Origin of the sequence: Streptomyces sp. NPDC059456 (assembly GCF_042750055.1) — a bacterium.
Lineage (GTDB): Bacteria > Actinomycetota > Actinomycetes > Streptomycetales > Streptomycetaceae > Streptomyces.
Genome location: NZ_JBHYVA010000186.1, coordinates 1 through 12945, shown reverse-complemented (window position 1 = coordinate 12945; position 12945 = coordinate 1). Strand labels below are relative to the sequence as shown.

The 12945-nt window shown below is 73.5% G+C and carries 16 protein-coding genes and 1 tRNA gene; 5 read left to right on the top strand and 12 right to left on the bottom strand.

Annotated features, from left to right (window positions below; translation table 11 throughout):
• Positions 1-63: 63 nt before the first annotated feature.
• From ACFXA3_RS18330 to ACFXA3_RS18305, 6 genes are all read right to left on the bottom strand, one after another.
• Positions 64-351, bottom strand: a complete 288-nt coding sequence (locus ACFXA3_RS18330; RefSeq protein WP_385187929.1) for a hypothetical protein — start codon at positions 349-351, stop codon at positions 64-66.
• Between the two features lie 154 nt (positions 352-505).
• Positions 506-590: transfer RNA gene (locus tag ACFXA3_RS18325), tRNA-Ser, on the bottom strand.
• A gap of 57 nt (positions 591-647) precedes the next feature.
• Entirely contained in the window at positions 648-1076 is a 429-nt protein-coding gene (tadA, locus tag ACFXA3_RS18320) for a tRNA adenosine(34) deaminase TadA (RefSeq protein WP_063789517.1), read from the bottom strand.
• 62 nt (positions 1077-1138) lie between these two features.
• Positions 1139-1687, bottom strand: coding sequence for a hypothetical protein (locus ACFXA3_RS18315; protein ID WP_385187927.1), 549 nt, complete (start codon positions 1685-1687; stop codon positions 1139-1141).
• A gap of 256 nt (positions 1688-1943) precedes the next feature.
• Positions 1944-2120 carry a hypothetical protein gene (locus ACFXA3_RS18310; protein ID WP_385187926.1) on the bottom strand — a complete coding sequence of 59 codons (177 nt, stop codon included), beginning with the start codon at positions 2118-2120 and terminating at the stop codon, positions 1944-1946.
• A gap of 105 nt (positions 2121-2225) precedes the next feature.
• Positions 2226-3164 (bottom strand): universal stress protein, encoded by a 939-nt coding sequence (locus ACFXA3_RS18305; protein WP_385187924.1) that lies wholly within the window; start codon positions 3162-3164, stop codon positions 2226-2228.
• A gap of 215 nt (positions 3165-3379) precedes the next feature.
• Here ACFXA3_RS18305 and upp point away from each other — a divergent pair, with 215 nt between their 5' ends.
• On the top strand, positions 3380-4015 hold the full coding sequence (gene upp / locus ACFXA3_RS18300; protein WP_030160225.1) for a uracil phosphoribosyltransferase: 636 nt from the start codon (positions 3380-3382) through the stop codon (positions 4013-4015).
• A gap of 86 nt (positions 4016-4101) precedes the next feature.
• On the opposite strand, the gene ACFXA3_RS18295 is transcribed toward upp, so the two are convergent.
• Both ACFXA3_RS18295 and ACFXA3_RS18290 read right to left on the bottom strand, forming a co-directional pair.
• The gene (locus ACFXA3_RS18295) at positions 4102-4782 is read right to left on the bottom strand and encodes a LytR C-terminal domain-containing protein (RefSeq protein ID WP_385187922.1); all 681 of its coding nucleotides are present in this window, start codon (positions 4780-4782) and stop codon (positions 4102-4104) included.
• 187 nt (positions 4783-4969) lie between these two features.
• Positions 4970-5269: a type II toxin-antitoxin system VapB family antitoxin gene (locus ACFXA3_RS18290; RefSeq protein ID WP_030160221.1), complete on the bottom strand. Its 300-nt coding sequence runs from the start codon at positions 5267-5269 to the stop codon at positions 4970-4972.
• An 88-nt stretch (positions 5270-5357) separates the two neighbouring features.
• On the opposite strand from ACFXA3_RS18290, the gene ACFXA3_RS18285 reads away from it, so the two are divergent.
• Entirely contained in the window at positions 5358-6950 is a 1593-nt protein-coding gene (locus ACFXA3_RS18285) for a helicase HerA-like domain-containing protein (protein ID WP_385187920.1), read from the top strand.
• Between the two features lie 145 nt (positions 6951-7095).
• Positions 7096-8028: a glucose-6-phosphate dehydrogenase assembly protein OpcA gene (gene opcA, locus ACFXA3_RS18280; protein WP_385187918.1), complete on the top strand. Its 933-nt coding sequence runs from the start codon at positions 7096-7098 to the stop codon at positions 8026-8028.
• On the opposite strand, the gene ACFXA3_RS18275 is transcribed toward opcA, so the two are convergent.
• Positions 7977-8453, bottom strand: a complete 477-nt coding sequence (locus tag ACFXA3_RS18275; RefSeq protein WP_385187917.1) for a cupin domain-containing protein — start codon at positions 8451-8453, stop codon at positions 7977-7979. The genes opcA and ACFXA3_RS18275 overlap by 52 nt on opposite strands.
• Before the next feature lie 152 nt (positions 8454-8605).
• Positions 8606-9199, bottom strand: a complete 594-nt coding sequence (locus ACFXA3_RS18270; protein ID WP_385187915.1) for an MBL fold metallo-hydrolase — start codon at positions 9197-9199, stop codon at positions 8606-8608.
• A 104-nt stretch (positions 9200-9303) separates the two neighbouring features.
• On the opposite strand from ACFXA3_RS18270, the gene ACFXA3_RS18265 reads away from it, so the two are divergent.
• Entirely contained in the window at positions 9304-10260 is a 957-nt protein-coding gene (locus ACFXA3_RS18265; RefSeq protein WP_385187913.1) for a GlxA family transcriptional regulator, read from the top strand.
• Between the two features lie 27 nt (positions 10261-10287).
• Here the strand turns inward: ACFXA3_RS18265 and ACFXA3_RS18260 are convergent, their stop codons facing one another.
• Positions 10288-10896 carry an HhH-GPD-type base excision DNA repair protein gene (locus tag ACFXA3_RS18260; protein ID WP_385187911.1) on the bottom strand — a complete coding sequence of 203 codons (609 nt, stop codon included), beginning with the start codon at positions 10894-10896 and terminating at the stop codon, positions 10288-10290.
• Between the two features lie 114 nt (positions 10897-11010).
• On the opposite strand from ACFXA3_RS18260, the gene ACFXA3_RS18255 reads away from it, so the two are divergent.
• Entirely contained in the window at positions 11011-11829 is an 819-nt protein-coding gene (locus ACFXA3_RS18255; RefSeq protein ID WP_385187910.1) for a VOC family protein, read from the top strand.
• Between the two features lie 102 nt (positions 11830-11931).
• Here ACFXA3_RS18255 and ACFXA3_RS18250 read toward each other — a convergent pair.
• The coding region (locus ACFXA3_RS18250; protein ID WP_385187908.1) for a hypothetical protein at positions 11932-12945 on the bottom strand (1014 nt) is incomplete at its 5' end.

Here is a 12945-nt window from a genome sequence, read left to right as displayed (position 1 = left end):
GACAGGACCCCGGTCGGGGCCTTCGACGTACGCGGGGTAGGCGGCGTGTCCGCGGCGGGTCGGCTATTCGATGCCGCCGAGGATGCCCAGTACGGGCTCCACGGGGGCGATGACGGGCGACAGCTGGTTCGGCAGCTCCATCAGCTGGCCGAGCTTGTCCAGCTCGTTGAGCTTCGAGCCGATCTCCTGGACGGAGCCGGGCGTGGCCCCCTGCGGCATGCCCGGGGCGGCCTGCGGCAGGTCCGGGAGGGTGATCGGGGCCATGGGGGCGGCGGAGGCGGCCGGTGCGGCGAGGCCCGCGGCGGCCCCCGCGAGGGCGAAGGCGGCGAGCATGCGCTGGGTCTTGGTCATGCCGTGACAACGGCCGAGCGGGCGGGCGGTCACGCGGGCGTCATCCGGAGGGCCGTGTCGGGAGGCCCGGGAAGCCCAGGAAACCCGGGGAGCCGGGGGAGCCCGGGATACGCCGAGAGCCCCGTCCCTTGCGGGGCGGGGCTCTCGGTCGAAGCGGTAGTGGAGGGATTTGAACCCCCGATGGGTTGCCCCATACTCGCTTTCGAGGCGAGCTCCTTCGGCCACTCGGACACACTACCGAGATGGATCCTAGCCTAAGGATCGGCATCAAATGAAATCGATGCCGCCGAGCCGCCTCAGCGGTCGCGGAAGAAGTCCGTCAGCTGCCGCGCGCACTCCTGCGCGAGCACGCCGCGGATCACCTCCGGACGGTGGTTGAGCCGGCGGTCGCGCACGAGGTCCCAGAGCGACCCCGCGGCTCCCGCCTTCTCGTCGTCGGCGCCGTAGACGACCCGGGCGACCCGCGACTGCACGAGGGCGCCCGCGCACATCACGCACGGCTCCAGGGTCACCACGAGGGTGCACCCCGGGAGCCGCCATTCCCCGAGCCGGGCGGCCGCCCGGCGCAGCGCCAGCACTTCGGCGTGCGCCGTGGGGTCACCGGTGGCCTCGCGCTCGTTGAACCCGGTGGCGAGGACCTCGCCGTCCGGGCCCAGCACGACGGCGCCGACCGGCACGTCGCCGGCCGGCACCGCCCGGGCGGCCTCCTGGAGCGCCAGGCGCATGGAGTCCCGCCACGGGTCCCGTACGGGATCGGGGCCGTGCAGGGGGTGGTGCGTGCTGATCACTAGCGGACGGCCTCCAGCACCTCGGTGGCGCCGAGGGAATCGGCGATCTCCGAGAGGGCGTCCCCGTCGAGGGTCATCAGTTGTTTGTGGCCGACCCCGAGGTCGTCCAGCAGCCGGGGGTCGCCGAGCGGGCCGGCCGGGACCGGTTCCGCGCCCGCCGAGACCTCGTCGTCCTCGTCGTCGTCGGCACCGGTGAAGGCGGCGATGGTGTCCTCCTCGCCGTCCTCGGTGCCGTCCAGGTCCAGTTCGTCGAGTTCGTCGTCCTCCTCGTCGCTGCCCAGCAGCTCTTCGGTCAGCATCGAGCCGTAGGAGCTGCGGGAGGCCGCGGAGGCGTTCGAGACGAAATACCGCGGGTCCTCCTCCCCGTCCACGCGGACGACGCCGAACCAGGCGTCCTCCTGCTCGATGAGGGCGACCACCGTGTCGTCGTCGACAGCGGCGGCGCGGGCGAGATCGATCAGATCACTGAGGGACTCGACGTCGTCGAGTTCCATGTCGCTCGCTTCCCACCCGTCTTCGGTGCGCGCGAGCAGTGCGGCGAAGTACACCGTGACTCTCCCACTGGTCTTAGGCGTGCCGGTTGGAGGTCCCCCCGGCCGGAGGTGGGAAGGGTTGGAACGACTGTGCTGCTCGCCGTTTCGTGCCCCGCCCAATCGGCATCGTGGCAGAAACAGCGGCTTTGCGAGAGGTCTTCCGCGCTTGCGTCGTGCCGCGCCGCTTGCCGCGGGGGTCGTACGGGGGCCGCTCGGCCCCCCGCCGACCCCGTGCGCCGCCCACCCCGCGGGGGTCCGGGGCGGGGTCCCGTCACCAGCGGAAGGTGCGCATGCGCATTTGCTGGCGCATGCGGGCGGCGCGGGCGCGGCGGGGCTGGACGCGGTCGCGCAGGGCCCGCGCCTCCATCAGGTCGCGCAGGAACTGCGCTCTGCGCGCTCTGCGCTGCGCCGCGGTCTCCGGCGCGTCGTTCGGCTGCGTGTCGGGCATGGGCCACCACCCCGTGGTCCGGTCGTCCTCCTTCGCCGGCGCGAAGCAGACCCCCCGCACCCCACCTTCCCCCGGACGGGCCGATTGATGCCACCCCTTCGCAGCTCAGGAGGCTGACAGCGTCGGAACGACCGCCACCGGGCCGTGCGCGTGGTGGAGCACCGCGTGGGCCACCGAGCCGATCGTCAGGGAGCCGAGCGTGCGCCGCGGGTGGTGGCGGCCCACGACCACCAGGGCCGCCGACCGGGAAGCCGTCACGAGGCGCTCCGCGGCGTCGCCCGGGACCGCCGCCTGCTCCACCCGCACCCCGGGCCAGCGCGTGCGCAGCGGCGCGAGCCGCTCCGTCTGGGAGCGCAGCATCTCCCGCTCCGCGGGCACCGCGTTCCCGTCGTCGGCCAGGCCCTCGGGCGGGATCACCTGGAACGGGTTGTCGACCACCATGGTCGGCGCCGGCGGGATCGCGTACGCCGAGACCACCTGGACGGTGGTCCCCCGGGCGGCCGCCTCGGCGAAGGCGAAGGCGAGGACGTCGTCAGGGGTCTCCGCGGCGTGCAGGCCGAGCACCACCGGGCCGCCGGAGGGGTCCGCGGGGGCGTCGGGAGCCCTGCGGGCCTCGTGCGGGACCACCACCACCGGGCACGCCGCGGTGGAGGCCACGGCGCGGCTGTTCGAGCCGAGCAGCAGGGCCGCGAAGCCGCCGCGGCCCCGTGAGCCCGTCACCAGCATCCGGGAGCCCTCCCCGGCCACCCGCAGGGCCTCGGGCACGGAGCCCTCCAGGGCGTCGTAGCGGACCTCCCGCGGCAGCTCGGCGGCCGCGGCGAGGACGTCGCGCACGTGGACGCCGACGGGGTCGGCGTACTCGCGCGGCTGCGAGGGGTCGGCGAGGGAGGAGCGGCGCGCCGCGTACAACTGCGCGCTGTCGGGCAGCACGTGCGCGACCACGAGGGGGGCCCCGTACCGGAGCGCCGCGGTCCGTGCCCATTCCAGGGCCAGGAGGCTGTGCTCGGATCCGTCGACCCCCACGACCACCGGTGCGTTGCTCATCAGTCCAGCGTGCTGGGGGTCCGGCCGGGCCGCATCCGCAGCCGCATCCGCGGTCGCATCCCGGCCGCGTCCGCGGACGCGTGCGGACGCGGCTGCCGGTTCGGACGCACGGGGGTGCGCGCACCGCGTAGCCTTTTGACCGTGGGTCGCGAAAAAGTGCGGCCGTTTTTGCAGGTCGCAGGTCGAAACCCGGCAGCTGAGCCTTGGAGGATGTTGTGCGTTTGCAGGTCGTCGATCACCCCTTGGTGGCGCACAAACTGACCACCCTGCGCGACAAGCGCACCGACTCCCCCACCTTCCGCCGGCTCGCCGACGAGCTGGTGACCCTCCTCGCGTACGAGGCCACCCGCGACGTGCGCACCGAGCAGGCCGACATCGTCACGCCGGTCGGCCCGACCACCGGCGTGAAGCTCTCGCACCCGCGCCCGCTGGTCGTGCCGATCCTGCGGGCCGGCCTCGGCATGCTGGACGGCATGATGCGGCTGCTGCCGACGGCCGAGGTGGGCTTCATGGGCATGGTCCGCAACGAGGAGACCCTGGAGGCCTCCACGTACGCGACGCGCATGCCGGAGGACCTGTCCGGGCGGCAGGTCTACGTCGTCGACCCGATGCTCGCCACGGGCGGCACGCTGGTCGCGGCGATCCAGGAACTGATCAAGCGCGGCGCGGACGACGTGACCGCCGTGGTGCTGCTGGCCGCGCCCGAGGGCGTCGAGGTCATGGAGCGCGACCTGGCGGGCACCCCGGTGACGGTCGTGACGGCCGCGGTGGACGAGCGGCTCAACGAGCACGGCTACATCGTGCCGGGCCTGGGCGACGCGGGCGACCGCATGTACGGCTCGGCCGAGTAGGACCCCGCAGGGCGCGCAGGGCAGGACTCATGCCGACAGCCGGCCGCCTTTCGGGCGGCCGGCTGTTCGCGTCGCGCGGGCGGTGGTCAGCAGGTCTTGGCGGGCGCGGGCAGGGGGTTGGCCAGCAGGGCCAGTTCCTTGTCCGCGGCCTCCTTCGGGCTGAGTTCCTTGAAGGCGTCTCCGAGGATCAGGTCGATGTCCCCGGTGTCGCGGGCATCGGTCTGCTGCGTATCGCCTTCGAGCTGGGTGCCCAGTACGGAGAAGGCCGCCTTGTCGGTCTTGGGCGAGCCGAGCAGTATCCCCGTACCGGGGACCTTCTTGTCGAAGTCGGCGGGCGCGTTGCCGACCTTGCCGACGGTGAAGCCGCGCTTCTTGAGCTCGTCGCCGACGGCCTTGGCGAGCCCGGCGCGCGGGGTCGCGTTGTAGACGTTGACGGTGATCTCGGCGGGCTGGGGCAGTGCGACGGCCGGTTTGGCGGCGGCGCTGGCAGCCGCGGGAGCCGCCTCGGCGCCCGCCTCGGCGCCCGCCCTGGGCTTGGGCGTCGCACAGTCCTTGGCCGCCGCGTTCCGGTGTTTGCCGCTGCCGCTCTCGCCGCGGAACACGTTCATGAGCTGCAAGGACCCGTAGCCGAGCAGGGCAAGACCGAGGACTGCTCCGAGCACGGTGAAGACGATCCGCCGGCGTCGCCGGGGCCGGCTCATGCGGGGGTAAGCCGCTCCCGTGACGCGGTACTTTCCGCCCATGCCGGGGGGAGTGAGCATGCTCATGGGCGCAGCGTAATACCGCCCGCCGTTGATCCCCACTCAATGATCTGTTGATAGGGCAAGACCGACCCGAAAGGCGCAATCCTCGCGAACCGGAAGCTCGGGCGGGGAGCCCTTGCGGCAGCCCGGGAAGCGGGGCCGCCCACGGCGTGTCCCGCCGCTTCCGGGCGTGTTTCCAGCCGGTTCCGGCTCAGTAGTCCATTTCGAGGACGCGGGCGTGCAGCACCTGGCGCTGCTGGAGGGCCGCGCGCACGGCGCGGTGCAGCCCGTCCTCCAGGTACAGGTCGCCCTGCCACTTCACGACGTGGGCGAAGAGGTCCCCGTAGAACGTCGAGTCCTCGGCGAGCAGCGTCTCGAGGTCCAGCTGGCCCTTGGTCGTCACCAGCTGGTCGAGACGGACCGGGCGCGGGGCGACGTCCGCCCACTGCCGGGTGGTTTCCCTGCCGTGGTCGGGGTACGGCCGCCCGTTTCCGATGCGCTTGAAGATCACACGGAAAGCCTACCGGGCCGGTGCCTGCGGGCGCAGCCTTGCCAGCCTGGTGCAAAAGTGGCAGACAGGGCTATATCGGGAGTGATGCATGAGCGAGAGCACCGACCCCGCGTCTCCGGCGGGCCAGATCGCCGCCGGCTACGCCTTCACCGGACCCGCGCTCGAACTCGGGGCCCTGCTCTGGGACGGCACCTGTCTGCCCGACCGGCAGATCCGCATCCCGCTGTCGATGCTCAACCGCCACGGCCTGGTCGCGGGCGCCACGGGCACCGGCAAGACGAAGACCCTCCAGCTCATCGCCGAACAGCTGTCGGCGTCCGGGGTCCCGGTGTTCCTCGCCGACGTCAAGGGGGACGTCTCCGGGATTTCCGCGCCCGGCACGGCCAACGAGAAGGTCGCGGAACGCGCGAAGGAAGTCGCCCAGCAGTGGGAAGGCGCCGGATTCCCCAGCGAGTTCTATGCGCTGGGCGGTATCGGACCCGGTATTCCGCTCCGGGCGAGCGTGACGGGTTTCGGCCCGGTGCTGATGTCGAAGGTCCTCCGGCTCAACCAGACCCAGGAGCAGTCGCTCGGCCTGATCTTCCACTACGCCGACACCAAGGGCCTGGAGCTGATCGACCTCAAGGACCTGCGGGCGGTCGTCGCCTTCCTCGTCTCCGACCAGGGGAAGGCGGAGCTCAAGGGGATCGGCGGACTGTCCACGGTGACGGCGGGGGTGATCCTGCGCGCCCTGACCGCGTTCGAGCAGCAGGGCGCCACCGAGTTCTTCGGCGAGCCGGAATTCGACACGAGCGAATTCCTGCGGACCGCCGCCGACGGGCGCGGGATGGTCTCCGTACTGGAACTCCCGGCGGTGCAGGACAAGCCGCAGCTGTTCTCCACCTTCCTGATGTGGCTGCTGGCCGACCTCTACACCGACCTGCCGGAAGTCGGCGACCTGGAAAAACCCAAACTCGTCTTCTTCTTCGACGAGGCGCACCTGCTGTTCAACGGCGCCTCCAAGGCCTTCCTGGAGTCCATCACCCAGACCGTGCGGCTGATCCGCTCGAAGGGAATCGGCGTCTTCTTCGTGACGCAGACCCCCAAGGACGTGCCGTCGGACGTGCTCGCGCAGCTCGGCAACCGGGTGCAGCACGCACTGCGCGCCTTCACCCCGGACGACGCCAAGGCGCTGAAGGCCACCGTGAAGACGTTCCCCAACTCCGCGTACGACCTGGAGGAGCTGCTGACCGGGCTCGGCACGGGCGAGGCGGTGATCACCGTGCTCAGCGAGAAGGGCGCCCCGACCCCGGTGGCGGCGACCCGGCTGCGCGCCCCGCAGTCCCTGATGGGTCCGATCGGGCCGGCGGCGCTGGACGCGGCGGTGAAGTCCTCGCTCCTGTACGCGCGGTACGCGCAGGCCGTCGACCGCGAGTCGGCGTACGAGAAGATCAGCGCCGAGCAGGCCGCGGCCGAGGCGGCGGCGGAGGCGGCCGCGGCCCGGGCGGCGGCCGAGAAGCAGGCCGGGGAGCAGGCCAAGGAGGCCGCGAAGGGGGCGCGCGGCACACCGAAGCCGGAGCCCTCGCTGGCCGAGCAGGTGGTGGGGAGCGGGCTGTTCCGCTCACTGGCCCGCTCGGTCGGGACCCAGCTGGGGCGGGAGATCTCCCGCTCGCTCTTCGGGACCGCGAAGCGGCGCCGGTGACCTCGGATCCGCCGGTGGCAGCGGAGTTGAGCCGGTGGCCGGGGAGTTGCGCAGGTGACGGGCGAACGGCGCAGGTGACGCATTCTGCTGCCGGATCCGCGGCCGGGGTGCCGCCGGGGCCTTCCGCGCTGACAGACTTCGCCCCATGCGGACCGAACTCACCGACACCACGTCCAGCAAGATCGACCGGGCGCTGCTCGCCGCCCGCCGGGCGATCGGCAGCCCCACCATGGGCCTCGTCCTGACCCTCGTCATAGCGACCGACGAGGAGAACGCGTACGACGCCGTCCGCGCGGCCTCGGAGGCCTCGCGCGAGCACCCGTGCCGCATCATCGCGGTGATCAAGCGCACCTCGCGCGGCCCGCACAAGCTCCGCCAGGACCGCCTGGACGCGGAGCTCCGCGTCGGCTCGGACGCCGGGACCGGGGAGATCGTGCTGCTGCGCCTGCACGGGGCGCTCACCGAGCAGGCGGGTTCGGTGGTCCTCCCGCTGCTGGTGCCGGACGCGCCGGTGGTGGCGTGGTGGCCGGCCGAGGCGCCCGCCGACCCGGCGCGGGATCCGCTGGGCGCGCTCGCGCAGCGCCGGATCACGGACGCCGAGGCGGCCGTCGACCCGGTGGCGGTCCTGGACGACCGGGGTGCCTCGTACGCGCCCGGGGACACCGACCTCGCGTGGACCCGGCTGACGCCGTGGCGGGCGCTGCTGGCCGCCGCGATGGACCAGAAGCCGCTGCCGGTGACGGGCGGGGCGGTGGAGAGCGAGGCCGACAACCCGAGCGCCGAGCTGCTGGCCCGCTGGCTGGAGGACCGGCTGGGGGTGCCGGTGGAGCGGGTCACCACGGACGGGCCGGTGATCACGCGGGTCCGGCTGGAGGGCCCGGCGGGCACGATCACGGTGGACCGCCCCGACGGGGCACTGGCCACGCTGGTCCTGCCGGGCAGCCCCGACCGCAAGGTGGCCCTGAAGATCCGCAGCAAGGCCGAGCTGATCTCGGAGGAGCTGCGGCGCCTGGACGCGGACGAGACCTACGCGTCGGCGTTGCGCAGGCGGCCGGCCCAGGCGGCGCTCTCCGCGTAGTGGTTGTCGTACGTGGGCTGGCTGTCGATGATGTCCTGGACGGTGGCCTCGCCCGCGCGGACCCGGCCGAGGAGCCGGTAGTAGTCGAAGCGGCCCATGCCGGGCGTGAAGCCGACGAAGACGCTCGCGGTGTGGCCCGGGGAGGGCGCGAAGGCGTGCTTCACGCCCGCCGGGATCGACAGGAAGTCGCCGGCGGTGAGGGTCCTGACCTCGTCGTCGACCAGAACGTCGAGCCGCCCGGCGGTGACGTGGAAGAACTCGGTCGCCTTGGTGTGGAAGTGGACGGGGGCGCCGGCCGCGCCCTCGTCGAAGGTGGCGGTGTTGCAGGTGAGTTCGGCGGTGTCGGTCAGCAGGGTGATGACGCTGCCGGGGCCGTCGGTGATGGTCTCGGCGGTGGCGGCGCGGGTCAGGATCTCGTTCGTCATGACCATGAATCTACGCGGTCATGTGACCGGTGACAGGGGCCAATCCGAGCCAAGAAGTCCCGGTCAATTCCGGTCGGTGACCGGGTCGGTGACGGGGTCGATCGCGGGGGCGACGGTGGGGCGACGGCGGGTCGCCACACGCAAGTCCACGGCTAGCGCGGGGTGTTGGCGTCGGCCGTGAACGGGGCCCCGTGACCGGGCACGATCAGGTCCGCCGCGGCCAGCACCCGCTCCCGGGAGGCGCGCAGCACCGCGCGGTCCGGCGCCACCGGGTCGTCCGCGGGCCCCGTCGCGTGCCACCACAGGTCGCCGGCGAAGGCGACCACGCCGGAGTCCGTGCCCGCGAGCAGGGTGATGTCCTCGTGGCTGTGGCCCGGGGTGCGGATCAGGCGGAGCGACGGGGTGAGTTCGTGGCCTTCGGCGTCCCGGTTCGTCCACCGGTCTCCCCGGTACTCGACCTTGTGGTCGTGGACCAGGGCCCGTCCGAACAGGCCCGCGTTCATGGTGTTGTCCGGGTGGTGGTGGCTGAGCACCACGTCGGTGATGTCGTCGGGGCCGAGGCCCAGTTCGGCGAGCGGGGCGAGGATGTCGTCGTGGCTCGCCACCATGCCCGGGTCGAAGATCACGTGCCGTCCCGCGTCGTGTACGTAGGAGACGGTGGCGGCGACTCCGGGGCCGGTGGAGCCGACGTATCCGGTGGTCAGGACCTTGTACGCGGCGCTGCGGCCGAGCGGTGCGTCTGTCATGCCCCCATCCTTGCGAGCGGGCCGGGCCGGCACGAGTGGCACAACTGCCGCTGATCGCAGGATTGGTGCCACGACGGGGGCGCCCCGCGTGGCACACTGCGCGGATGTCCCCCTTCGCGACGGTGGCCGCGTACACCCCGCCCGGAGTCGGCATGCTCGCCGTCGGCATCGTCACCGAGGTCTTCGCCCGCCACGGCGCGTCGGCGCCCGGCTTCGACCTCGCCCTGTGCACCGACCGGCCCGGGCAGGTCCCCACCGACGTCGGCGTGCCGCTCACGCTCGCGCACGGCCTGGACCGGCTCGCCGAGGCCGACCTGGTGATCGCCCTGCCGTGGGCCGGTTTCCGCACGCCGCCCGCCCCTGCCGTGCTCGACGCCCTGTCGGCGGCGCACGAGCGCGGCGCCCTGGTCGCGGCCCACTGCGTCGGGGCCTTCGCACTCGCCGCCGCCGGACTGCTCGACGGGCGGCGGGCCACCACCCACTGGCGGTTCGCCGGACTGCTCGCCGACCGCCACCCGGAGGTCACCGTCGAACCCGACGCGCTCTACGTCGACGAGGGGCGCGTCGTGACGGGCGCGGGGGCCGCCGCGGGCTTCGACCTCTGCCTGCACCTGCTGAGGCGCGAGCACGGGGCCGCGATGGCCAACGCCGTGGCCCGGGACGTGGTGCTGCCCTCCCACCGCGAGGGCGGGCAGGCGCAGTACCTGGCCGCCCCCGTTCCCGAGGACTGCCGCGACGAGCGGCTCGCCGAGGTCCTCGCATGGGCCCGGGAGAACCTCCACGAGCCGCTTCCCGTCGCGGAACTGGCCCGGCGCGCCGTGATGAGCAAACGGTCCTTCGCCCGCCGTTTCACCGCTGCGACCGGCACCACCCCGCACGCCTGGCTGCGCGGCCTGCGGCTGAGCGGCGCCGAGGAGCTCCTGGAGACCACGGACCTGCCGGTCGAGGAGATCGCCCGCCGCGTCGGGTACGGGAGCGCGGCCGTCCTGCGCGAACAGTTCGTGCGCCGCCGGGGGGTGCCGCCCCGCTCCTACCGGCGCTCCTTCACCGCCACGCCGTGACGCCGGGGGCGGGCCGGGCCGCCGCGGTCACTTCCCGCCCCCGGTGGCCTTGCCGGCCTTCTCGGCTCTGGCGGCGGCCTTCATCTCCTGCTTGTGCGCCCGTACCTTCGCCAGGGACTCCGGCCCGGTGATGTCGGCCGCCGAGCGGTAGACGCCGGCCTGTCCGTAGCCGCCGGCCGCCTCGCGCCAGCCCTTGGGGCGCACGCCGAGCTGCTTGCCGAGCAGGGCCAGGAAGATCCGGGCCTTCTGCTCGCCGAACCCGGGCAGCTCCTTGAGCCGCCCCAGCAGCTCGCCGCCGGTCGGCACGCCGCGCCAGACGGCCTCCGCGTCCCCGTCGTAGTGCTCCACCAGGTACGCGCACAGCTGCTGCACCCGCTTCGCCATCGAGCCGGGGTAGCGGTGCACGGCCGGCTTCTCGGAGAGCAGCGCGGCGAAGGCCTCGGGGTCGGCGGCGGCGATGGCGTGCGCGTCCAGATCGTCCGCGCCCATCCGCCGGGCGATCGTGTACGGCCCGGAGAACGCCCACTCCATCGGCACCTGCTGGTCGAGCAGCATGCCGACGAGGGCGGCGAGCGGGCTGCGGCCGAGGAGCTCGTCGGCCTCCGGCTGCTGGGCCAGCCGCATCGTGATGTCCATGGCTCCAGCGTCCCGCGTGGCCGCGTTCCCCGCGCGGTCGCCGCACCGCGGACCTAGCGTGAGAACCGCGCAAAAACGGACGAAACGACACGGCGATACAGGAGTCGATCGATCATGGCTGAGTTCCCGGAAGGCGCTCCGTGCTGGGCGGACGCGATGTTCAAGGACGTGGAGGGCGCCAAGGCCTTCTACTCCGACGTGCTGGGCTGGACCTTCGGCGAGGCGGCCGGCGAGTACGGCAACTACACGCAGGCCTACTCCGACGGCAAGGCCGTGGCGGCCGTCGTCCCGCCGATGCCGGGCGCCGACGCCCCGTCGCAGTGGTGTCTGTACTTCGCCTCGCCCGACGCGGCGGCGACGGCGGAGAAGATCAAGGCGGCCGGCGGCGAGCTGATGATGGAGCCGATGCAGGTCGGCACCTTCGGCACGATGGCGATCGCGAAGGAGCCGAGCGGTGCGGTCTTCGGCGTGTGGCAGCCGGGCGAGCACAAGGGCTTCGAGAAGACCGGCGAGCCGGGCGCGTACGCCTGGGCGGAGGTCTTCACCCGCGACCCGGCCAAGGCGGACGGCTTCCTCCCGAAGGTCTTCCCGTACGGCGTCCAGAAGATGGAGATGGGCGACGACCCCGAGACGGCCGGGATGGACTTCAAGATCTTCAGCATCGGCGGCAAGGAGAACCCGGTCCTCGGCCGGATGGCCATGGGCGACGAGTTCCCGCCCGAGATCCCGCCGTACATCCAGGTCTACTTCGGGGTCCCGGACTGCGACGAGGCGGTGGCCAAGGCGAAGAAGCACGGCGGCACGCTCCACTTCGGCCCGATGGACAGCCCCTTCGGCCGCTTCGCCGCGCTGACCGACCAGCAGGGCGCGGCGTTCGCGGTGATCGACATGTCGAACACGACGGGCGACATGCCGAAGATGTCGGACGCGTAGCCGTTCCCCGAGGGGCGGCGCCGCCCATGCGCCGGCCCCGCCCCTCCGCGTGGAGCGGCGCCCGACCCGGTCGTCGTCCGGGTCCGGGTCATCGCCTTCGGGCTAGGTCGCCTCTGCGGGGTGCGTCCGGCAGCCCCTGCAGGTGCCGGGGGCCGGGGCGCGGAAGGCGCGGTCGCATGTCTCGCAGGTCTGGAAGGGGTCCGGCGGGACGAAGGGCGCCCTGCGGGCCAGGGGTGCCAGGAGGGGCGGGAGCTGGACCGCCAGGCGGTGGGCGATCAGGCCCGCCGGGTTGCGGGGGCGGTCCGGGAGGTTCGCGGTGAGCGCGCCGGTCACCGCCTGATGGGTCGCGCCGCGTTCCAGCCAGGCCTCGACGCCGCCCGCGAGGCGTTGGACGTCCCGGGCCCCGAGGAGCAGGCGGGGGTCGGCCCGGCGCAGCTCGGCGAGCAGCTCCTCGGCCAGCTGCCGCCGGGCCGGATTGCAGGCGTTCCGCGGTGCCGGTGCCGGTGCCTCCGGCGGCTTCGGGGTGCTCGCGGGCGTCCGGGCCTGTTGCACAGCCCCGACCCCCGCCCCCGGTACGGGCCCCGGCCCGACCCCCGCCCCCGGTACGGGCCCCGTTCCGGCTTCCGGTCCCGGTCCGGCTTCCGGCCCCGGCCTGGCTTCCGGTTCCGGTCCGGCCTCCGGTCCCGGCTTGGCCTCCGGTCCGGCCCCCGACCCCGGATCCGGCGGCGGGCCGGCTTCCGGTCCAGGCCCGGCTTCCGGTTCCGGTCCGGCCTCTGGCCCCGGCTTGGCCTCCGGCCTGGGTCCGGCCCCCGACCCCGGATCCCGCGGGCCGGCTTCCGGGGCGGGCTCAGCCCATGGCTCGGGGGCCGGGCCCGGTCGGGTGACGGGCTGCGGGGCGTTGCAGAACACCGTTCGGGTGACGATCCGCCCATCGGGGAGCTTCTCCTGGAGCCGCCGCAGGTACCCGTACGCCTCCAGCTCGCCCAGCGCCTTGCCGATCGCCTTCTCCCCGAGGGGCAGCTGCCTGGCCAGGGCTTTGATACCGACCGGGGTGGGGCGGGGCGCCCCCGGGGTGTGGGGGGCCGGGGCCCCCGCGGCCTTCTCCGCGGCGCCGTG